At 69.0% G+C, this 20,987-nt stretch carries 19 protein-coding genes and 4 pseudogenes; 8 read left to right on the plus strand and 15 right to left on the minus strand.

What is annotated here, in order from left to right:
* Nucleotides 1–104: 104 nt before the first annotated feature.
* Nucleotides 105–1,302, plus strand: a pseudogene (locus OG698_RS46530) (RNA-guided endonuclease InsQ/TnpB family protein).
* A gap of 95 nt (nt 1,303–1,397) precedes the next feature.
* Here the strand turns inward: OG698_RS46530 and aspA are convergent.
* The 4 genes from aspA to OG698_RS46550 are packed head-to-tail and all read right to left on the minus strand — an operon-like array spanning nt 1,398 to nt 5,996.
* Nucleotides 1,398–2,810 (minus strand): aspartate ammonia-lyase, encoded by a 1,413-nt coding sequence (aspA, locus tag OG698_RS46535; RefSeq protein WP_406110418.1) that lies wholly within the window; start codon nt 2,808–2,810, stop codon nt 1,398–1,400.
* Nucleotides 2,811–2,842: 32 nt separating this feature from the next.
* Entirely contained in the window at nt 2,843–3,859 is a 1,017-nt protein-coding gene (locus OG698_RS46540) for an asparaginase (protein WP_406111681.1), read from the minus strand.
* Between the two features lie 11 nt (nt 3,860–3,870).
* A complete protein-coding gene (locus OG698_RS46545; RefSeq protein ID WP_406110420.1) occupies nt 3,871–5,322 on the minus strand; it encodes an amino acid permease in 1,452 nt (483 codons plus the stop codon).
* Entirely contained in the window at nt 5,319–5,996 is a 678-nt protein-coding gene (locus tag OG698_RS46550; protein WP_116502170.1) for a FadR/GntR family transcriptional regulator, read from the minus strand. Before OG698_RS46550 ends, OG698_RS46545 begins: the two co-directional genes overlap by 4 nt.
* A 286-nt stretch (nt 5,997–6,282) precedes the next feature.
* On the opposite strand from OG698_RS46550, the gene OG698_RS46555 reads away from it, so the two are divergent.
* The 3 genes from OG698_RS46555 to OG698_RS46565 are packed head-to-tail and all read left to right on the plus strand — an operon-like array spanning nt 6,283 to nt 8,402.
* On the plus strand, nt 6,283–6,645 hold the full coding sequence (locus OG698_RS46555; protein ID WP_014173936.1) for a MarR family winged helix-turn-helix transcriptional regulator: 363 nt from the start codon (nt 6,283–6,285) through the stop codon (nt 6,643–6,645).
* Entirely contained in the window at nt 6,642–8,075 is a 1,434-nt protein-coding gene (locus OG698_RS46560; RefSeq protein WP_406110422.1) for an MFS transporter, read from the plus strand. The genes OG698_RS46555 and OG698_RS46560 overlap by 4 nt, the downstream gene beginning before the upstream one ends.
* Nucleotides 8,076–8,108: 33 nt before the next feature.
* Entirely contained in the window at nt 8,109–8,402 is a 294-nt protein-coding gene (locus OG698_RS46565) for a DUF1330 domain-containing protein (protein WP_059130497.1), read from the plus strand.
* 127 nt (nt 8,403–8,529) lie between these two features.
* Here OG698_RS46565 and OG698_RS46570 read toward each other — a convergent pair whose 3' ends face one another.
* Nucleotides 8,530–8,898: a transposase family protein gene (locus OG698_RS46570; protein ID WP_406111684.1), complete on the minus strand. Its 369-nt coding sequence runs from the start codon at nt 8,896–8,898 to the stop codon at nt 8,530–8,532.
* Here OG698_RS46570 and OG698_RS46575 point away from each other — a divergent pair.
* A pseudogene (locus OG698_RS46575) lies at nt 8,868–9,525 on the plus strand (IS5 family transposase); the annotation flags it as partial. The gene OG698_RS46570 and the pseudogene OG698_RS46575 sit on opposite strands and share 31 nt — an antisense overlap.
* A 112-nt stretch (nt 9,526–9,637) precedes the next feature.
* Here OG698_RS46575 and OG698_RS46580 read toward each other — a convergent pair.
* Entirely contained in the window at nt 9,638–10,375 is a 738-nt protein-coding gene (locus tag OG698_RS46580) for a dienelactone hydrolase family protein (RefSeq protein ID WP_406110424.1), read from the minus strand.
* Nucleotides 10,376–10,580: 205 nt separating this feature from the next.
* Here OG698_RS46580 and OG698_RS46585 point away from each other — a divergent pair.
* Nucleotides 10,581–11,397 (plus strand): annotated as a pseudogene (locus OG698_RS46585) (IS5 family transposase).
* 29 nt (nt 11,398–11,426) lie between these two features.
* Nucleotides 11,427–11,996, plus strand: a complete 570-nt coding sequence (locus tag OG698_RS46590; protein ID WP_406110426.1) for a hypothetical protein — start codon at nt 11,427–11,429, stop codon at nt 11,994–11,996.
* A 132-nt stretch (nt 11,997–12,128) separates the two neighbouring features.
* On the opposite strand, the gene OG698_RS46595 is transcribed toward OG698_RS46590, so the two are convergent.
* The 5 genes and pseudogenes from OG698_RS46595 to OG698_RS46615 form a co-directional block, all read right to left on the minus strand.
* Complete coding sequence (locus OG698_RS46595; protein ID WP_406110428.1) at nt 12,129–12,530, minus strand: tautomerase family protein; 402 nt, start codon at nt 12,528–12,530, stop codon at nt 12,129–12,131.
* Between the two features lie 145 nt (nt 12,531–12,675).
* Nucleotides 12,676–12,861, minus strand: a complete 186-nt coding sequence (locus tag OG698_RS46600; protein ID WP_406110430.1) for a hypothetical protein — start codon at nt 12,859–12,861, stop codon at nt 12,676–12,678.
* 36 nt (nt 12,862–12,897) lie between these two features.
* The gene (locus OG698_RS46605; protein WP_406110432.1) at nt 12,898–13,341 is read right to left on the minus strand and encodes an ATP-binding protein; all 444 of its coding nucleotides are present in this window, start codon (nt 13,339–13,341) and stop codon (nt 12,898–12,900) included.
* Nucleotides 13,341–15,227, minus strand: a complete 1,887-nt coding sequence (locus OG698_RS46610; protein ID WP_406110434.1) for a SpoIIE family protein phosphatase — start codon at nt 15,225–15,227, stop codon at nt 13,341–13,343. The genes OG698_RS46605 and OG698_RS46610 overlap by 1 nt, the downstream gene beginning before the upstream one ends.
* A 619-nt stretch (nt 15,228–15,846) precedes the next feature.
* A pseudogene (locus tag OG698_RS46615) lies at nt 15,847–16,968 on the minus strand (PP2C family protein-serine/threonine phosphatase); the annotation flags it as partial.
* Between OG698_RS46615 and OG698_RS46620 the strand changes: the two are divergent.
* Nucleotides 16,969–17,925, plus strand: a complete 957-nt coding sequence (locus OG698_RS46620; protein WP_406111686.1) for an NADP-dependent oxidoreductase — start codon at nt 16,969–16,971, stop codon at nt 17,923–17,925. It begins immediately after the preceding pseudogene.
* Nucleotides 17,926–18,195: 270 nt separating this feature from the next.
* Here the strand turns inward: OG698_RS46620 and OG698_RS46625 are convergent, their stop codons facing one another.
* From OG698_RS46625 to OG698_RS46640, 4 genes are read right to left on the minus strand one after another with little or no spacing between them, the layout of a single operon-like run.
* Nucleotides 18,196–19,821 carry a class I adenylate-forming enzyme family protein gene (locus OG698_RS46625; RefSeq protein ID WP_406110436.1) on the minus strand — a complete coding sequence of 542 codons (1,626 nt, stop codon included), beginning with the start codon at nt 19,819–19,821 and terminating at the stop codon, nt 18,196–18,198.
* The gene (locus OG698_RS46630; protein WP_406110438.1) at nt 19,818–20,096 is read right to left on the minus strand and encodes a hypothetical protein; all 279 of its coding nucleotides are present in this window, start codon (nt 20,094–20,096) and stop codon (nt 19,818–19,820) included. Before OG698_RS46630 ends, OG698_RS46625 begins: the two co-directional genes overlap by 4 nt.
* A 44-nt stretch (nt 20,097–20,140) precedes the next feature.
* On the minus strand, nt 20,141–20,743 hold the full coding sequence (locus tag OG698_RS46635) for an AMP-binding protein (protein ID WP_406110440.1): 603 nt from the start codon (nt 20,741–20,743) through the stop codon (nt 20,141–20,143).
* On the minus strand, nt 20,740–20,973 hold the full coding sequence (locus OG698_RS46640; RefSeq protein ID WP_406110442.1) for a hypothetical protein: 234 nt from the start codon (nt 20,971–20,973) through the stop codon (nt 20,740–20,742). Before OG698_RS46640 ends, OG698_RS46635 begins: the two co-directional genes overlap by 4 nt.
* Nucleotides 20,974–20,987 lie beyond the last annotated feature (14 nt).

Below are 20,987 nucleotides of genomic sequence, written 5' to 3' on the forward strand. Positions count from 1 at the left end.
GGATCGCTGTCAGGGCGATCCGGTGTCCACCCCGCGTGATGATGAGGAACCCCACCGAGATCAGTTGTTCTCAACTGTCAGTCCTCCCAGATAGGTTGTGCTTCATGACGACCGGAGCGTTGACGGCCGGTGACGGGCACGCCCGCTACACTTTCCGGCTGCGCCTGTCGTCCACGGCCATCCGCGCGCTGGAAGCGGAATGGGCGCGCTGCCGCTGGGTGTGGAACGAGTCGGTGGCCAAGTCGAGGGCCGTGCATCTGCACAACAAGGCCACCGGCGAGACGACAACGTGCGGTCCGGCGCAGCTCGACAAGATGCTGACCGCGGCCCGTACCGCGAACGCGTGGCTGCGTGAGGGCTCCAGCGTTGTGCAGCAGCAGTTGATACGGGACTTCGCGAAGTCCCGGGCGAAGGCACTGAAAGACATCAAGGCCGGGTTGCCGATGCGGCAGCGGGCCGGTATGCCGAAGTACAAGAAGAAGCATCAGGCCGGCCCGAGCCTGAACTACACCCGGCGCGGTTTCCGGGTGAAAGACGGCCGTCTGCATCTCGCCGGCGGCATCGCGGCGACGGTCGTGTGGTCGCGTGAGCTGCCCGAGCCGCCGTCCAGCGTGCGCGTCTACCGCGACAGTCTCGGCCACTGGTACGCCTCGTTCGTGGTCGCCACCAGCACCCAGGCGCTTGTCGAAACCGGCTGCGTGATCGGCATCGACTGGGGTGTGAAGGAGACCGCGACCACCACATCCGACGACTACGACCTTCCCCATCCCGAGCATGGCCACCAGGCCGCGCAGCGCCTCGCCCGCTACCAGCGGATGATGGCCCGCAGGAAGCCGAAGAAGCAGCCCTGTTCGAACGGCTACAAGGGCGCCAAGAAGCAGGCGGCGAAGCTGCACAAGAAGGTGGCCCGGCAGCGCCAGGACACCGCCCGCAAGTGGGCCAAGCGTGTGGTCCGCGACCACGACGCCTTGGCGGTAGAGGACTTCCGCCCGAAGTTCCTGGCGAAGTCGACGATGGCCCGCAAGGCCGCTGACGCTGCGATCGGCGCGACCAAGAGCGCCCTGGTCGAGATGGCCCGTAAACACGGCCGCGCCGTGCACCTCGTCAATCCCGCGCACACCACCATGGACTGTGCGCACTGCGGTGCGAGAGCCAAGCATCGCCTACCTCTCCGAGAGAACGTATACGTGCACCGGGTGCGGAACCGTGTCGCCCAGGGACAAGAACTCCGCCCGCGTGATGCTCGTCCGGGCTGGTCTCAACCCGGCTAGTGCTGATCTTGTAAGCCCTGCCACCTGCTAGGTGCCAGGCAAAGTGAGCTAGGAATCCCCCTGCTTCAGCGGGGGGGAGGACGTCAATATTTTGCCTCCCGGCCGGTCCTGGTGCGCGTTCGTGGTTCAGGCGTGCGCGCAGCCGCTGCCCGCGAGGAGTTCCGGACGCAGCAGCTCGGCGAGCCGCTCGGCCGGCAACAGCCCTTTCTCCAGCACGAGTTCGGCGACGCCGCGTCCGGTGGCGAGGGCCTCCTTGGCGATGTCGGTGGCAGCCGTGTACCCGATGTGCGGATTGAGGGCGGTCACCAGGCCGATGGAGTTCTCGACGGCCGCGCGCAGCCCCTCGGTGTTGGCGGTGATCCCTACGACACAGCGCTCGGCCAGGGTCAGGCTGGCGGTGCGCAGATGCGTGATGCTCTCGGACAGGGAGTGCAGGATGATCGGCTCGAAGGCGTTGAGCTGGAGCTGTCCCGCCTCGGCCGCCATGGTGATGGTGACGTCGTTGCCGATCACCTCGAAGGCGACCTGGTTGACGACCTCGGGGATCACCGGGTTGACCTTACCGGGCATGATGCTCGAACCGGCCTGCACCGGCGGCAGGTTGATCTCGTTGAGGCCCGCGCGTGGTCCGGAGGAGAGCAGGCGCAGGTCGTTGCAGCTCTTGGAGAGCTTGACGGCGATCCGCTTGAGCACACCCGACATCTGGACGAAGGCGCCGCAGTCCTGGGTCGCCTCGACGAGGTTCACGGCGGTCACCAAGGGCAGCCCGGTGATGTCGGCGAGGTGGCGGCGCGCCGCCTCGGCGTATCCGGCGGGGGCGTTGAGGCCGGTGCCGATGGCAGTGGCACCCAGGTTGATTTCATGGATCAACTCGACTGCCTCGTCAAGACGGCTGCGATCCTCGTCAATCATGACGGCAAACGCAGAGAACTCTTGACCGAGCGTCATGGGTACCGCGTCCTGCAACTGTGTACGGCCCATCTTGAGCACGTGGCGGAACTCGACGGCCTTGCCGGCGAAGGCGTCCTGCAGTACAGCCATCGCCTTGAGCAACCCGCGCACCGCGAAGACGGTCGCTATCTTGACTGCGGTCGGGTAAACGTCGTTGGTCGACTGGCTCAGGTTGACGTCTTCATTGGGGTGCAGGAACTCGTACTGGCCCTTCTCGTGGCCCAGCAGCTCCAGCGCCCGGTTGGCGACGACCTCGTTGGCGTTCATGTTCGTCGAGGTGCCGGCGCCGCCCTGGATGACATCGACGACGAACTGGTCGTGCAGCTTGCCCTCGCGGATCTCGCGGCAGGCCTCGACGATGGCGGCCGCCTTGTCCGGGGCGAGCAGGCCGAGTTCCTCGTTGGCGCGGGCGGCGGCCTCCTTGACGGCGGCGAGGGCGTCGATCAGGTGCGGGTAGGCGGAGATCGGCGTTCCCGTGATGGGGAAGTTCTCCTTGGCGCGCAGGGAGTGAATGCCCCAGTACGCCTCGGCGGGGACGTCGCGGTCGCCGAGCAGGTCGTGCTCGCTGCGGTGGGATGCGGCGGTCATGGCTGTGCGGGCCTCTTTCGCAGGTGTGTGGATCAGGTGTACGTGGGGTGGGTGAGCGGGGCGAGTGCGCGGGCGGGCTGGATGCTGCCGACCACCTCGCCGCCGCCTAGGAGCGGGGCGGTCGCGAACTCGGCGAGCGCGGCCGGGTCGACTCCGCAGCGCGCGAGGGCGGCCGCGGCCACCGGGACGCGTGCCCGGTCCGCGCCGTCGGCGATCTTCACGGCGACGGCCCGGCCGTCCGGGAGCGCGGCGACCTGCACGCCTTCGAAGCCGTCCTTGGTGAGCAGCCCCGGCACGGCCCGCATCAGCGCCGCGACGTCCCGCCCCGATCCGGAGGCCATCTCGGGGTGCTCGCGCATCGCGTCGGCCACCATGGCCTCGGGGGTGCCGGGCGCGGCGGTGACGATGCGGGCGGCGGCGCGGGCGAGGCCGTGCAGCGAGACAGAGAACAGGGGCGCGCCGCAGCCGTCGACGCTCACCTGGGCGATCCGCTGTCCGGTGAGGCCCTCGACGATCTCCGCGATGGCCTGCTGGAGGGAGTGGGCCGGGTCGAGGTAGTCGTCGAGGGACCAGTCGTTGAGCCACGCCGTGCAGAGCATGGCCGCGTGCTTGCCCGAGCAGTTCTGTGCGAGGCGGGAGGGCAGCCGCCCCCCGCGCACCCAGTCCTCCCGGACGACCGGGTCGAAGGGCAGGTCCGTGACATTGCGCAGCTGGTCCTCCGATAGACCGGCCAGCTCCAGGATCCGGCGGGTCCCGGCCAGGTGCCGCTCCTCGCCGGAGTGGCTGGCGGCGGTCAGCGCGAGCAGTTCGCCGTCCAGCGGCAGCCCGGTCCGCAGCATCGCCACGGCCTGGACGGGCTTGAGGGCCGAGCGCGGGTAGAAGGCGGCCTCGATGTCGCCGATCTGAAGGTCCACGCTGCCGTCGGCGCCCAGCACGACCACCGAGCCGTAGTGGATGCCCTCGATGACTCCGCCGCGGACGAGGTGGGCGACCGGCGCGTGGAGCGGTTCCCGGATCACCGGGGCCTCGGCCACCGAACTTCCGTACATCACTGCCTGGTTCACGCGTCCGCTCCGTCGCGTATCCCCGCCACCCGGCGGCGCACCCCGTACCAACCCGCGACGAGCGCCGCCGCGATCAGCGGCAGACACAGCACGGTCGTACGTCCCGCGCCTCCGTCGGCGTACATGAGCACCAGCACGCAGACCAGGAAGACGATCGTCACGATCTCGGTCCACGGCGAGCCGGGCAGGCGATAACTGGGCCTGGTCAGCTCGCCGTTCTGGGTCTTCTGCCAGAACTTCAGGTGACAGAGCATGATCATGCCCCAGGTGGAGAGGATGCCGATCGCCGCGAAGTTCAGCACGATCTCGAAGGCGTCGGCGGGGACGATGAAGTTGAGGCCGACGCCGATGACGCAGATGCCGCTGGTGAGCAGGATGCCGCCGTAGGGGACCTGACTGCGGCTCATCACGCCGGTGAACCTGGGTGCCGAGCCGGACATCGCCATGGAGCGCAGGATGCGGCCGGTGGAGTACAGGCCGGAATTGAGGGACGACATGGCCGCGGTGAGCACGACCAGGTTCATGACGCCGCCCGCGGCGGGGATGCCAATGTTCGACAGCACGGTGACGAAGGGGCTCTGGGCGGCGCTGTACGAGCTCCAGGGCAGCAGCATCGACAGGAGGACCACGGAACCGACGTAGAAGAGGCCGACGCGCCACATGATCGAGTTGATCGCCTTGGGCATGATCTTCTCGGGGTTCTCGGTCTCGCCGGCTGCGACGCCGACCAGCTCGACGGAGGCGTAGGCGAAGACGACGCCCTGGATGATCAGCAGCATCGGCAGCAGGCCGTTGGGGAAGATGCCGCCGTTGTCGGTGATCAGGGACGGGCCGGGGTTGTGGCCGTCAACGGGGTGCTGGGTGACCAGCAGGAAGATGCCGATGAGCATGAAGACGACGAGCGCGCTCACCTTGATGATCGCGAACCAGAACTCCAGTTCGCCGAACATCTTCACGGATATGAGGTTCACGGTTAGGACGACGGCAAGTGCGATGAGCGCGATCACCCACTGCGGGATGTCGGAGAACATGCCCCAGTAGTGGGTGTAGACGGCCACGGCGGTGATGTCGGCGATGCCGGTGGTGGCCCAGTTCAGGAAGTACATCCAGCCCGCGATGTACGCGCCCTTCTCGCCGAGGAACTCACGGGCGTACGAGACGAAGGCGCCCGACGACGGGCGGTACAGGACGAGTTCGCCGAGCGCGCGGACGACGAGGAAGGCGAAGAGGCCGCAGACCGCGTAGGCGACGAAGAGGGAGGGTCCGGCGTCGGCGAGGCGGCCGCCGGCGCCGAGGAAGAGGCCGGTGCCGATGGCACCGCCGATGGCGATCATGTTGACGTGCCGGGACTTCAGGGACTTGCTGTAGCCCGCGTCTCCGGCGTCGACGTGTCCGGAGGCCGGCTTCTCGCTACGCAGGGCGTCTTGCTGAAGGGATCGCTCGCTCACGCCTGGGGTCCGCCTTCCGCGGGTGGGGCCGCGCGCTCGGGGCGCACGATGGAGGTGAGGGTGGTCTGGACGCGGTCGAGATGGTGGGCCATGGCCTCCACCGCGTCGTGTTCGCTGCCGTCCATGAGGGCCTCGACGATCGCGCGGTGCTCGCGGTTGGACTGCTCACGGCGGTCGCCGAGTTCGTTGAGGAAGGCGGACTGGCGGCCCAGCGCATCGCGGATCTCCTCGATGACCCGGCGGAACACCGGGTTCTGCGAGGCCTCGGCGACGACGATGTGGAACAAAGTGTCCATGGCGACCCAGGCGGTGGTATCGGTCTCCCGCTCCATCCGCTCCAGGAGGTGGGTGAGGTGGTCGAGGTTCTCCGGGGTGCGCCGCACCGCCGCGTACCCGGCGACCGGGATCTCGACGTGGCGGCGCACTTCGAGGAGGTCGCTGGCCGCGTAGTCCCCGAAGGTGGGGTCGTCGACCGTGTTGGCGACCACGAAGGTGCCCTTGCCGGTGCGGGACACGGTCAGCCCCATCACCTGCAGGGCCCGCAGTGCCTCGCGGAGTACCGGTCGGCTGACTTCGAGGCGGCGGCAGAGCTCCGCCTCGGAGGGGAGCTTGTCGCCGATGGCGTACTCGCCGCGCTCGATGGCGCCGCGGAGGTGAGTGAGCACCGCTTCCATCGCGCTGACGCGCCGCGGCACCGACCCACCTGTCTGGCTGTCTGACAGGTTCATGTGAGTGATCCTGCGCGGAACGGGACGGGGCTGTCAAGGGGCACCGAGGCCCCCATCCTGAGCCGAACAGGCGGTGCCGCCCGCGCCAGTCGACCATTTCCATAAACTATGAATATAAAAATGCTATGCTTCGAGCATGAGTCGTCAAGACACCGCTCCTGGCGCGTCCGCCGCCATCGGGGCAGCCCTCTACAGCCTGGCCACCAGGGCCGCGAGACGCCTGCCCCGGGACATGAGCCTGACGTCCGCCGCCACCCTGGCCACCCTGGACCGGACCGGCCCGCGGCGCATCACCGATCTGGCCGCGGTCGAGGGCGTCACCCAGCCCGCGATGACCGCCCTGGTCCGGGTGATGGAGGAGTCCGGCCTGGTCGAGCGGCGGGGCGACGCGTCCGACAAGCGGGTCACGCTGGTGTGCCTGACCGAGGCCGGCGCCTCCTATGTCCGGACGCGGCGCCAGGCGGGCGTCCACGCGTTCGAGCGGTTGATCGGCGAGCTCACCGGCGACGAGGTCGAGGCGCTGGTGGCGGCCCTTCCGGCGCTGAAGCATCTGGCAGAGCTCGAAAGCCAGGACCGCGAAGGGCCGAAGCAGTGACCGGGCAGCCGGTCGGCGGGGTCGCGGTGAAGGCGTTCCCGGTGGCGCGTTCCGAGGCGCGGCTGCTGGTCCCCGCCCTGATGTTCATCGCTCTGGTCGTGGCGGCGGTCGCCAGCCTCGGGACGCCGCTCATCACCAGCGTGGCGACCTCGTTCCACGTCTCGCTCGGCAGCGCGCAGTGGACGCTGACCGTCGCGCTGCTCAGCGGCGCCGTCGCCACGCCGGTCCTGGGCCGGCTCGGAGCCGGCCCGCACCGGCGGGCCACGATCCTCGCCACGCTGGTCGTCGTCGTCGCCGGCAGCGCGCTCACCGTGCTGCCGCTGCCGTTCGCGTGGCTGCTGGCCGGCAGGGCGGCCCAGGGCGTCGGGCTCGGGCTGACGGCGCTGATGATGGGCGTGGCCCGGGACCACCTCCCCGAGGAGCGCAGCGGGGCCGTGATCGCCCTGATCTCGGTGGTCTCGATCATCGGGGCCGGCGTCGGCTACCCGCTGGCCGCACTGCTCGCCGAGCTCGGCGGGGTACGGGCCGCCTACGGCCTCGGCCTGGTCGTCACCGCCGCCGCCTTCCTGACCGCGTGGCGCTCCATGCCCGAAGCCCCCGAAGGCCGCTCCGCCCACGTGGACGTGGCAGGCGCGGTTGTCCTGGCCGCTGCGCTGCTCCTGGTGCTGTTCCTCGCCGGCGAACGGAATCTGTGGAGCCGGCACCTCGCCGTGGCGGCGGGCCTCGCCGTCGTCGCGGTGGTGCTGCTCTGCATCTGGGCCGTCATCGAGCTGCGCAGCACGACGCCCCTGGTCGATGTGCGGGCGGTGCGGCACCCGGCGGTCGCCGGGGCGAACCTCGCCATGTTCGTCGGCGGGATCGGCATGTACCTCCTGCTCACGCTCATCACCCGGTACGCGCAGACGCCGCACGGCGCCGGCTACGGCTTCGGGCTGACGACCTTCGTCGCCGGGCTGGTCCTCATCCCGTTCTCGGTGCTGGGGTTCGTCGCCGGCAAGCTCACGCCGCGGGTCCGGACGCGGATCGCCGACCCCCTGCTCCTGGCCGGCAGCGCCGTCGTGGTCGGCGGCGGGTTCGCCCTGTTCGCGGCGGCCCGGTCGGACCTGGCCGAACTGTTCGCGGCGATGGGCGTGCTCGGCGTCGGCGTCGGCGGCTTCTCGGCCGCGATGCCCGGCGTCATCCTGGCCGTCACCCCCAAGAGCGAGACGTCGAGCGCCATGAGCTTCAACTACGTCGTCCGCAGCGTCGGGTACTCCCTGGGCAGCGCCATCGGCGGCCTGATCCTCGCCGCGGGCACCGGCCCCGGCCACCTCTTCCCCGACGACAGCGCCTACACCACCGCGGCGCTGGTCGGCATCGGCGCCATGGCGATCACGACGCTGACAAGCCTCGCTCTCGCCCGCCGACGCTCGTCCGAGACCAACCCGTAAGTCAGATGCACTCATCCCAACACTGGAGGTTCCATGCCCAAGGGCTACTGGGTCAGCGCCTACCGCACCATTTCAGACCCTGAGAAGCTGGCTGCTTACAACAAGCTGGCCGGTCCGGCCGTCGAGGCCGGGGGCGGTCGGATCCTCGCCCGTGGCAGTCGGGTCGTGGCGCATGACGCCGGAATCGCCGAGCGCACCGTCCTGATCGAGTTCGACAGCTTCGAGCAGGCCGTCGCGGCGCACGAGAGTGCGGCCTACCAGGAGGCGCTGGTCGCCCTCTCCGACGGCGTCGAGCGCGACTTCCGCATCGTCGAAGGCATCGACTGACCGAGGTCCAGTCGGATCTTCACTGAAGATCCACCATCTTGGTTTTCGCTGGTGCGGCTGCTGGTGTGGCGGGGTTCGTGGGTGCTCGTGCTGGTCGTGGGCGGCTGTCTTCGGTCTTGATCGTCTGTCAGCGGTCGAGTTCGAGGTTCGTCAGGACGAGCAGGGCGCGGAGCAGGTTGGTGGCGCGGGCGGGGCTCGTGCGGAGTTTGGTGAGGATGCGCCAGGTCTTCAGGTGCGCGAAGCCGTGCTCGACGGGGGCGCGGCCGGCGGCGATGATCCGGTTGGCGGTCTTCTGGCCGGTGGTGAGCTTGCGGGCGCGGGTGGCCTTGTAGCCGGTGACGACGACTTGGTCGTTGCAGTCCTTGTCGAGGCCGAGGAAGCCCAGGTCGGCCAGGGAGCCGAGGCCGGCGGCTTTCAGGTGCTCGACGATGTGGTCGTGGCGGGCGGCGGTGATGTTGGTCGACGCTGCGCTATCTCGTCGACACCGGCTGCAAATGGGCCGCGCTGCCGCAGGATTACCCGCCCTTCAAGACGGTGTTCGGCTTCTTCGCCCGCTGGTCCACCGCGGGCGTCTTCAACCTCATACGCGACCAGCTGCGACGCCGGATCCGTCGCACGATGGGCACATCACCGAACCCGGTGGCGGCGGTGATCGACTCCCAGTCCGTCAAGGTCGCGGCCACCGTCCCGCGCTCCACGTCCGGATACGACGCCGGAAAAAGACGCCGGGCCGGAAGAGGCACATAATCGTGGACCTCAAAGGGCTCCCGCTGTTCGTGATGGTCACTCCGGCCGACATGCACGACAGCGTCGCCGCCCGTGAAACCTTCTTCCGGCTCCGGCTGATGCACCCCGAAATCACCATCGTCTGGGCCGACTTGGCCTACGCGGGCACCTCGTGGCCTGGGCCAAGTCCTTCCTCCACCTGACGATCAAGACCGTGAGCAGGCCCAAGGGCGCCAAGGGCTTCGTGATCTTGCCGAGGCGTTGGGTGGTAGAGAGGTCACTGGCTTGGTTGTCGCATGCGCGTCGGAACGTGCGCGACTACGAGACCCGGCCTGAGCACTCCGAGGCGATGCTTACCCTCGCCTCGATCACGCTCATGACCCGCAGGCTCACCCGGCCCGCCGTCCAGCCCAACGCATCCATGCCCCGATCTGCCGAACCCGTCCACGCTGCTTGAGGCGTCCCAGGCATGACACCGACCAAGCCTGGTGCCAGCATGTTTGCCTGGGTCATGCCCCCAGATCCTCCGTCACGGGCAGACACTCGGCGAGCAGGTCGACGACGTCGCGCCAGGCTCGCTGCGCGTGCCGCGGGTGGTAGCCGACGCCGGGGACAACGGGGTGGTCGACCGGCGGATGGTGGAAGGCGTGCAATGCGCCGCCGTAGACCGTGAGGCGCCAGTCGACGCCCGCGGCCTGCATCTCAGCGGTGAACGCCTTGCGTTGCGCGGGCGGCATGATCGGGTCTTCCGACCCGACCCCGGCCCACACCGGGCAGCGAATGCGCGCTGCCTCGCCCGGTCGGCCCGTGGTCAGTGCGTTGACTGTCCCGATCGCGCGCAGGTTGACGCCGTCGCGCCCGAGTTCCAGCCCGACGGCGCCCCCGGTGCCGTAGCCGACGGCGGCGATCCGGTCGGAATCGGTCCGCGGTTCGGTGCGCAACACGTCGAGCGCTGCATGGCCGATGCTCCGCATCCGGTCGGGATCAGAGAGCAGTGGCATGCAACGGGCCAGCATCTCCTCGGGGTCGCTCAAATAGCGCCCGCCGTGGAGGTCGAAGGCCAGCGCAATGTATCCCAGCTCGGCGAGAGCATCGGCCCGGCGGCGCTCGACGTCGCTGAGCCCCGTGCCCTCTGGTCCGAGCAGCACTGCGGGCCGGCGGTCGACACCGGCCGGGAGCGCGAGGTGCCCGATCATCGTCAGACCGTCGGCCGGGTACTCGACCGTACGCGTCGTAATCGTCGTCATGAGACTGGACTGTAGTGATCGTCGAGCCCGGTCCGGCCGCTGTTCTGCCGCTGGCAGAGCAGCGCGGGTATCCCCCTGAAATACGACGAGGGCTCACAAGAACCGTCACAAACCTCGTCCCCACGGCGATAGCAGTAACAGCGAAAGGCGACACCCGGCGAGGCTAAGACCGTGTCCTATGTGGCCGTTGGTCGTTGGCCTGTTCATGGGGCGGGGTACGTGGAGTTGGATTGTTCCGGACGGACTGTGGGAGATTGCGGAGCCGCTGATCCCGCCCTCGAGAGTGAGGCCGCAGGGCGGCGGCACGCAGGACACGCCTGATGAGACGCTGTTCGCGGCGATCATCTACGTCCTGGTCAGCGGCTGCGCCTGGCGGGCTCTGCCGCCGTGCTTCGGCATATCGAAGTCGACCGCCCACCGCCGGTTCCTGATCTGGTCCCGGGCAGGTGTGTGGGGCCGGCTGCACGAGGAGATCCTGCACCGCCTCGACGACGCCGGCCTGCTCGACCTCTCCCGAGCGGTCCTCGATTCCGCCCATGTGAGGGCGAAAAAAGGGGCGAACTCACAGGTCCGAGTCCCGTGGACCGGGGCAAGCCGGGTTCCAAGATGCACGTCTTGTCGGACGCGAACGGACTGCCCCTCGTCGTCGCCGTCTCCGCGGCAAACACCCACGACAGCCTCGCGCTGAAGCCCATGGTCGCAGGTCACCAAACGAGACACGACCCCCACAACGGGCGCTACTTCAAACCGCAGCGTCTGCACGCAGACAAGGCCTACGACGTCCCTCACCTGCGGAAGTGGCTACGCGGCAAACGCATCGGTGTACGGATCGCCCGCAAGGGCATCGAGTCCAGCGAACGGCTCGGCCGCAGAAGGTGGGTCATCGAACGCACCATGTCCTGGCGCACCGGCTACCGCCGACTCAACCACCGCTACGAACGCCACCCCCGCAACTACCTGGCCTTTCTCGGCCTCGCCGCAGCCATCTGCTGCTACAAACGCCTCGCCGCCTCACCACATAGGACACGGTCTAAGTGACCTCAGCCCGTTGATGGCGCGCCGTGAAGACGGCGGCCTTAGCTATGTCAGCTTTCGCGTCGACCCTGCGCTGGCCTCGCTGCCGTGGCCCGACGATGTCCTCAAACAGTTCCTCTTCGATCACGGTGACAATGCCGCTTTCGTGTATGACTACGGCGGCATCGACCTGTCCGAGATCATGTGGCGGCTCGAGACGATCCCGGCCGCGGCCTTCAGTGGGATGCCGACCGGAGCCTCCGATGCCGGCTGTGTCGAGAGCTTCGCCGAGAACCCGGTGCACTGGGTCAAGGTTCGCCCCGCAGAGGTCGGCCGCCACTGGGAAGAGCACGGGACGTGGATGCGCCCGCTGATCCTGATCGACCGACGACTCCTGGACCCGTCAGACAGTGGGTTGCAGGTGGTGGAGGGCAGAACACGCGTCGGTGTCCTACGCGGCCGCCTGGGCGAGGGACTGCACGTCGCGTCTAACCATCAGGCCTGGGTCGGGCACCTACGACAGTGCCAACCGTGCCCCTCAGCGCAGCAGAGTGACGGCGGCCCGGCCAGGCGCCTGCGGGGATGGTCCGCCCGCGCAGACCTATGACCGGCGTACAGCGCCGTCGTCCCCGTGCCTGCGGGGATGGTCCGTGCGGTGACACGGCCGGCCCGTTCGGCCTCAAATGGCTCCCAAGGGAACTCTGTCCAAGGACCCACGGGCCATCGCACCGGCCCGGTTTTACTCCTCATACTGGCTCAGCCATTCCTTCTCCTGACCCGGGTCGGGCAGGATCTGGCCGGCTTCGACAGCGGAGCGCGCGGGACCGTCCTGGATCACCACCAGGATGTGGTGCTCGGGTATCCCGGTGATGCGGGATGCGGCTGCCGACAGTTCGAGTGCCAAGCAGGTCGTTTCCTCCTGCGGGTGGCCGCGCCGTGCCCAGCCGCCGATCAGGAGCGGCGTCCCTGGTTCTCCGCCGACGTAGACGCTGTCCTGAGGCAGTTCGGAGAAGACCACGTTGACGTAGGCGGGCGGGACGTGATTGATCTCCGCGTGGATCCTGGTGATTTCGGCGGCCAATTCCCCCTTGGCGCCGGCCCTCAGCGTTCCCTGGGCGCTCGTGCAGGTATAGATGGGCACGTCGACTCCTGAGATGTGAGAGCTGTGGGCGTGCCCCCAGGGCATCGGGGCCACGGCTGCGTTGGGGAGGGTTCGTCTTGGGGGAGGGGCGAGGGGCCATCGGGGTGGTGGCTGGTGGCGGGGCCCTCGTGGTGTGTGGGGATGGTTAGTTGCTGTGGTCGGTGAGGGTCTTGAGGTCGGTGACCGTGTAGGCGAGGTCGAAGTGGAATCCCTTGCCGGTGCGCTGGACGGGCAGGTCGGCGAGTTCTTCGCCGTGGGCGGGGAGGAAGGCGAGGTCGGCGGTGCCGGCCCTCTCCGCCGTTCCAAGATCGGTTGAGATACGGCTTCGCAATACAACTCGTCGCGCGGCGGGCCTCGCCTGACGAATTCACCGTGGACGTCCGGCACCGTTTTGGCGCTCCGTGGACACCCCTGTCGGTTGCGCTGCCCAGACGGTTTTTCCCTGGGCTTGGTATCGGGTGCCCCACTGGTCCGAGAGGCTTGAGATGATGAACAGTCCTCGGCCTGTCTCGTCGATGGTGCGGGCATGTTTCACCTGCGGGGCGCTGGCTGCGGTGTCGCTGACCTCGCAGGTCAGCATCCGCTCGAAGACGAGGCGTAGTTGCAGGGGCGGAGCGCCGTAGCGGACCGCGTTGCCGACGAGCTCGCTGACGATGAGCTCGGTGGTGAACGCCGTTTCCTCGTCCACCCCCCAGACATCCAGTTGGCGGCGGGTCGCTGCGCGGGCGATCGGTGCGGCTTCGGGGCCCGCGGGCAGCGGGAGGGTCAGTACCCGGTCTTGGGGCAGCGCCTTCGTGCGGGCGAGCAGCATCAGTGTCTCGCCGGTCCGGTTGCCGTCGGGGAACGCGTGTGCGATGTCGTCGCGCAGATCAGGCAGGGGCCTTGTGCCGGCGCTGTCCAGGAGAGGGCGCAGTGGACCGGACGGCGCCAGGACCGTGTCCGCGAGCGCGGCCGTGCCCATCGCCAGAGTGCTTCCTTCGGGGAGGTCGATGGTGGTCGCGGGGAATGGGGCGTTGCCTGTTTCGGCGAGTGGGGGACCGGGGGGATGGGCAGGTCGGCCGAGGTGCCGTCGGGACGGACTGCGACCGGCTCGGGGAGGCCGGCGCGGGCGATGGTGCAGGTGAGTTCGACCGGGTCGTAGATCGCGATGGCGCAGCCGGCGGTGAGCGGCTCACGGCTCAGGGGATCCGTGGGAGGCAGCGTTGCGCGCGCGGCCACGAGACGGGCCACGGTGTCGCTGAGGCGGGCCAGCAGGTCGTCGGGCTGCAGGTCCAGGGCGGCGAGTGTGTGGACGGCCGTCCGCAGAAGTCCCATCGTGATGGCGGCGGCGATGCCTTGCCCTGCCACGTCGCCGACGATCAGCGCGGTCCGTGCGCCGGGCAACGCGATCGCGTCGGACCACGCCCCGCCGCCCTGCGAAGCGGGAAGGTGTAGTTGGGAAACGTCGATGGTGGCGTGTGTGACAGGTGGCTCGGGGAGAAGCCTGCGCTGGACGGTCTGCGCGATGACCCACTCGCGCATGAACTGACGGGCGTTGTCGATGCAGAGCGCAACATGGGCACACACTGCGGACGCCACCGCGATGTCCTCCTCGTCAAAGGGGTCTTGTCGCTGGTGGCGGTAGAAGCTGACCACGCCCAGAGCGTGGCCGCGCAACGCCAGCGGAGCCACGATCAGGGAGTGCGAACCGGATCGCCTGATCACTTCGGCTCGGGCCGGGTCGGCGGCAAGCCACGAGCTGTCCTCCTCGATCGATACGAGGCGCGGCCGAAGGTCGGACAGGATGTCGGAGAAGGGGGTGCCGATTGGCAGGGGGCGGACGACTCCGACTGGATGATCCGCTGCGATTTGGCTTTGGAAGGCTGTTCGGCGCAGTGGAACATCCCGGTGGACGGGCACCGGCGGGGGCTCGTTTCCGCGGATGACGTCTTCGATCACTTCGACGTCGGCGATGCCGGCGAAGGAGGGCACCACCGCGTCCACCAGTTCCTGGCAGACGGTGCCCACGTTCAGCCGGTGCCCCACTCGTGTGCGGACTGTGTCCAGGAGGGCCAGCCGGTTCTGTGTGTTCTCCCGGTCGGTGACATCGACCGCGGACGCTACCAGTCCGGCCACATCGCCGTGGGAGTCCTCCAGGCGGAAGTAGGAGACGGAGCGGATGAGGCGCGCGGGTCGGTCCGGTTTCCTGATGCGCCGGACGAGCCGGTTCACCACCGGTTCTCCGCTCTCCAGGACCCTTTGCGCCACGGCGACTTCTTCTTCGGGGTCTGCGAGTTCGTACGCCTCGGTGAAATGCTTGCCCAGCAGGTGCCTCACCGGCGCGTCCTCCAGCCCGGCGGTGGTGGTGCTGGTGCGGACCACGCGCAGCTGATTGTCGAGGACGTGCACTACGACCGGGGAGTGGGCGAGCATGGCCTTCAAGATCGCCACGTCCTGCCCCGACATGGCGTCCGCCGCCGAGAGCACCTGCCACACCACGCAAGTACCTCGCAGCACCGGCTTGACCAGCACCGAGGCCGTCTCCGAGAACCGTTCCCGCTGCCGTTTGCTGTCAGTGGCGGCCTCACACATGAGCGCGGTCACGGACCGGCCGACGGCCTCCTCGGCGGACCACCCGAACAGCTCCTCAGCCAGATGCCCCCACTCGACCACCCGGCCACTGTCATTGATGAGTGCGAGCATGTCGCCGCTGGGCATTCGAAAACACCTCCGCCGCCATCCTTGCCCACCCCGTGCCGACGACAGGCCCCTTCATCCGGTAGCTACGCCGATTGGCTCAGCCCCCTTCTCGCCGGAGCTGTCCAGGGCTATTTGTCACTGCTGGTCCCCGCCATCGTGCGGTCGTGGCGGGAACAGTAGCCGTGCTGGCTTGGGGGAGGGGCACAGTGCCTCTGTCAGGCTCGGCGCGAGCGCGGTCAGCCCTCCATCGCCTCGACGAGGACGCCGCAACCGCCGCTTTCCACGACCTCGCCCGCTACGCCGACGGCTGCGCCACCCACCTCATACCGGCATGGGCACACCTCTTCCTGCGCGCCGCAGCATGCTTTGCCCCCTCACTGGCTGGCAACTCCTGGCCTGCCAAGGCGACCGGCCTTAGCTGCTGCGCCTCGCCGAGAGCGCCAAACCTCCGCCCGCCCCAGTCCCTGGCCGTGCCAGAAGTTTGTTCTTCTCGCGGTTCTACGACGGATTGCGATGCCGGTATGGCTGTGCAGCTTGCGCGTGGCAGGGGAGCTGAGCAAACGGTTCGGTACACGCCGTCGAGTGAGCGCTGGAGCACATCAGGAGCTGTCCCCGGCTGGCCGGTGTCCGCGGTGAGTCAGGGGCGCGGTCTGGGTCGGGCGATGAGTACGGACACGTCGTCGTGCTCGTCTGGATCACACAGTGTTTCCAGGAGCCGGTCGCAGGTTGCTTCCAGGGGAAGGCCGTGGTTGTCGAGTACGCGGAGGAGGAGGTCGAGGCGTTCGTCGATGGCGTCGCGGCGTGTTTCGACCAAGCCGTCGGTGTAGAGGACCAGTTGATCGCCGGGGTGTAAGGGCACGGTGGCCGTTTCGAAGGGGACGCCACCGACCCCGAGGGGTGCACCAGATGGTAGGTCGAGCAGTTCGGGGGGCCCGCCTGCAGGTGTCAGTGCGGGGGGCAGGTGTCCGGCTACGGCGATTCGGCACCGGTCGCTGTGCGGGTCGTATTCGGCGTAGATGCAGGTGGCGATGTAGGGGTCCAGACCGGCGGTGATCTTGTCGAGGCGTTGCAGCACCTGGGCGGGCGGGAGGCCAAGGTCGGCCAGGGTGGCGGTGGCGGTGCGCAGGCGGCCCATCGTGGCGGCCGCGTCGATGCCGCTGCCCATCACGTCGCCCACCACGAGCGCGGTCTTGTCCTCCGTGAGGGGGATGACGTCGAACCAGTCGCCACCGACCTCGGCAGAGGTTCCGGCGGGTTGGTAACGGGTGGCGATCTCCAGGCTCTCGGGTGGCGTCGGCTGGGGCAACAGGTGGCGCTGGAGGGTCACAGCAGTGTTGCGGACGCTTTGGTGCAGGCGCGCGTTGTCGAGGGAGACTGCAGTTCGGCTGGCGAGCTCGGCGGCCAGGGTGACGTCGTCCGCATTGAAGGGCAGTTGATTGCGGCCGCGCATCAGCCCCAGGACGCCGAGTGCCTGGCCCTGGACGGCCAGCGGTATCGCGATATATGAGTGGATACCGACACTGGCCAAGACAGCGGCGGCCCCGGCGTCACGGGCGATGCGCGCCAGATCCCACTCGTCCACGCGAGTCACCAAGATCGGCTGACCGGTCCGTACGCATTGGGTGGGCAGTCGATCGGCGTCATAGCTGACCAGTTGGTCGGCCGTGCCGGCGGCGCCGGTCGCCTCGGCGAGGTAGGCGGCCTTCACAGCGAGGGTGCGAAAGAGCGCCGGACCGCTGTCGGGTGTCGCGGGGCGGCGATCGTCCAGGAGGAGGTGCCGGTTCCCGTGCCGGGGCCGGGTGAGGTGCTCGTGCGCGTGCACGCGGTCGGCGTCAACCCTCCTGACCGGTACGCGCGCGAGGGGATGCCCGACATACCCCCCGAGATCAGGCCTCAGTTCCATCTCCCCCTGATTCCGGGGACCGACGTCTCAGGCGTCGTGGAAGCCGTCGCCGCCGACGTCAACGGCTTCGTGGTCGGAGATGAGGTGATCGGCCTTCTGCGCTTCCCCACCGTTCTCCAGAGCAGCGCGTACGCCGAGTACGTCACCGCGCCGGCGTCCGACCTCGCGCGCAAGCTGGCTGGCATCGACCACGTGCACGCCGCTGCCCTGGTCATGTCGGGGTTGACGGCGTGGCAGTTCTTGATCGAGCTCGGGCACGATCATCCCTCGCCGTTCCAAGAGGCCCAGCACCGCCCGATGGCACTCGACAGCGAGAGCACGGTGCTCATCAACGGCGCTGCCGGTGGCGTGGGGCACCTCGCTCTCCAGCTGGCCAAGTGGAAGGGGGCCCGCGTCATCGCCGTGGCCTCCGGTGCCCACGAGACGTTCCTGCGTGAGCTCGGCGCCGACGAGTTCATCGACTACACCAAGGAGCGGCCCGAGGAGGTCGTCCGTGACGTCGACCTGGTCCTGGACACCGTCGGGGGTCCAGGCAGCAGGCGCTTCCTGCGCACCCTCAAGCGCGGCGGGTCCCTCTACCCGGTGTACTTCGGCCAGTTCGACGACGAGGAGAACGCGGAGCTGGGTGTCACGGTCACGGCCGTGTCGGTCCGCTCGAGTGGCGCGCAGCTCGCCGAACTGGAGAGCTTGGTTGACGCGGGGAAGATTCGCGTCGCGATCGACAGCACGTTCCCGCTCGCGGATGCCCGGGCGGCGCACGAGCGCATCGCCCGGGGGCACATCCAGGGCAAGATCGTGCTCACGGTCGCTTAGGAACGAGCCGTCTTACCGATGCGTGTGGCTGTGGCGTTGTCCAGTCGCGTGGGTGTCAGGGAACTCGACAGCGCCGCCCCGCATCGCCGCCGAAGACCTGATCGAGTCCGATCTGCAGCGCCGTATACGGCCGCCCGTTGTCGTCGTCCACGACGCTCAGGCGCTGCGGACAGGAAGCATTGGGGTGGCTACCACCAACCCCAGCATGCCCTGACACACTCTCACCCGCCGGCGTCACGGCTGACTTGGCAGCCCTCGGCTGGCTCGGCGTCAGCCCTCCGCGCCCTTCCACAGGGCCTGCGCCTCCTCCATGAGCGAGGTGCGGGCCGGCTTCCCGGTCGTGGTGCGCGGGAGTGCGATGGTCCGCAGGACGATGCGTCGCGGAACCTGGTAGGCGGCGATCCGGTCCCGGCAGAAGGCGAGCAGCGTCGCCTCGTCGGTGTCGTGCGGCGAGGCGGTCCTGACGAACGCGATCGGCACCTGGTCGGCCTTCGGGTCCGCGACGCCGACCACCACCGCTTCCTCCACCGCGCCGTGCGTGAGGAGGAAGTCCTCGACCTCGAGGGGTGAGACGTTGATCCCGCCGGTCCGGATCATCTCCGACGCCCGTCCGGCGAAGTGCAGCTCACCGCCCGCGTCGAGGTGCCCCAGATCGCCCGTGCAGAACGTGCCGTCCGGATCGAAGGACGCCGCGGTCTCGTCCGGCTGGTCGAGGTAGCCCGGCGACGTGTACCCGGAGACGACGATCTCCCCGAGTTCCCCCGGCGGCTGCACTCGACCGGTCTGCGGATCGATGATTGCGACCCGGTTACCCGGTAGGGCGGAGCCCTGCCCCGTGCACCGACGGTCGAGCGGCCGGTCGTGCGGGGTGACCGTCGCTCCGCCGTACAGCTCCGTCGAGCCGTAGGCGTTGCAGATTTCCGTGACGCCGAGTTCGACCTCGGCCGCCCGCACGTCCGACGGTGGCCCGATGGTCATCCCACGGCGCAGGGTGGCGACGGCCTCGCGGGAGAACGTTGGCTCCCCGAGGAGGGTGCGGGTGATCGATGGCAGCGTGTAGAGGACCGTGCACCGGTGCCGGGCGATCTGGGTGAGCGCGCCCGCGGCGTCGAAGGTCTCCTGGAGCACGACCGTGCTCCCGGTCACCAGAGCGACCATCAGAGCGTTGGCACCGCCGTAGCTCCAGAACAACGGAACCGTGAGCAGGATGCGGTCGTCGTGCCGGACGCCCATCCGCGAGGCGACCTCGCGGGCGTGACCGATCGCTGCCTGCTGCGCGAGGCGGACCGCCTTGGGCCGGGCTGTCGAGCCGGAGGTGTAGAGCACCAGAGCGGAGTCCTGCGCTGCGGATACCGACCCGCCGACGTCCGCCGCGCCTGATCCCAGGTCGGCGAAGGAGCGCGCAATCGAGCGCGAGCCCGAGGGCACCCGGCCGATCACGACGAGCTCGCGCAGCGCGGGGTAGGTCGCCGAGCGCAGGCCCGGCCGATCGGTACCGGAGATTTCCGGTACCAGCTCGCTGATCACCGAGGTCAGATCGGTGGTGCCGACGCGGTCGGCGGTGAGCAGCACCTCGCAGCGGGAGTGCGCGATGAGATGATCGAGATCCCAGCTCGTGGCCCAGGTAGGGAATGCGGCCAGCGTCGCCCCGACCGCGAGGGTGCCGTACGCCGCGGTGACCCACTCGACCCGGTTGGTGCACAGGAGCCCGACGCGCGATCCCGGGCCCACCCCGAGTCCGGTGAGGCCGCGCGCCACGGCGGCCACCTCGGTCGCCAGCTCCGCGTGGGTGCAGGTCCGTTGCTCGTCGATGATCGCCGGGCCGTCCGGGCGTTCATCGGCGTTGCGCTGCACCACGGCCGCGATCTCACCGGTGGGAGACCACCCGCCCGTCATCGCGTCGTCTCCTGCCGGGCGGCCGTCGTGCTCCGGCGTGCGGGGAGGCGGTCGACGAGACCGGCGACCACAGGGACGTGCCGAGGAGAGAGATCGCTGCGCAGTGCTTTCCGCAGTCGAGGTTCGAAGTCCCCCAGTGTCGCCCCCGGCGACCACACGAGGAAGCAGAGCAACTCGCCCTCCTCCTGCGTGCCGAGCGCCGTGGTGTCGATCGCCAACGAGTCGCTGACCTCGTCGAAGCCCTCTATGACCGTGTAAAAGTCCGCGGTGCCCATCCGCACCCCACCCCGGTTCAGAGTGGAGTCGGAGCGCCCGTGGATCACGAAGGAGCCGCGTGACGTGGCGTGGACCCAGTCCCCGTGGCGCCACACCCCCGGGTTGCATCGAGGTGGGTTCCGGTGTGCCCGGAGAGCGCGATCTGCTCGTTGACGAACGACACCCGCCCGAGCTCGGGATGTTTGCCCATCCACCGGGCGGTCATGTCGTGGGCGAGCAAACCCTCGCTCGGTTGCGGGGTTCCGATCACCACCGGTGCACGAGGTCCGGACACTCCGTGGCGACCGCTCGGACGCCCTCGACGAGATCCTCGCCGAACAGTGTCTCGGCACAGAGGAGCACGCGGGAGCCGGGACTGCCGGAGGATGTAGTCGAGGCCGCCGGCCGCGTACCAGGTGTCGAGTCCCACGAAGACTGCATCGGCGCGGCAGGCCGCGAGGTAGGACACGATCCATTCGGCGCTGTTGGCGGCGAGCGCTGCAACCCGGGCACCGGGCTCGACACCGAGCCCGCCGACGACGCGGTCGATCCGGTGGGCGAGCTCGGACCAGGTCGGGCGGGTCTGCGCATAGGCCAGCCCGAGGTCGTGGACGGCCGTGGGCGCGTTCCTCGGCCAACGTGCTGAGGGTGCTGCACATGAGCTCATCCGCGTCCGCTCGTCGCCGCGGCCTTCTTGGCCCGGTTCAGGTCCTCGCGGATCGCGAGACCGTACTCGCGAGGGTCGAGCTCGAGCGCGTAGCGGCCGCCCTTCGGGTACAGCCGGGCCATCTGGCGGTGCTCGTCGGCGATGTGGGTCGCCATCGCCGGCTCGTCGGGCAGTGGCACCTCGCCGTCCACGACGGCGCCGAGCCACCGGCTTACCTTGTCGCACCTCATTGGTGATGCCTGAG

The organism is Streptomyces sp. NBC_01003, from assembly GCF_045162695.1.
Taxonomy (GTDB): Bacteria; Actinomycetota; Actinomycetes; order Streptomycetales; family Streptomycetaceae; genus Streptomyces.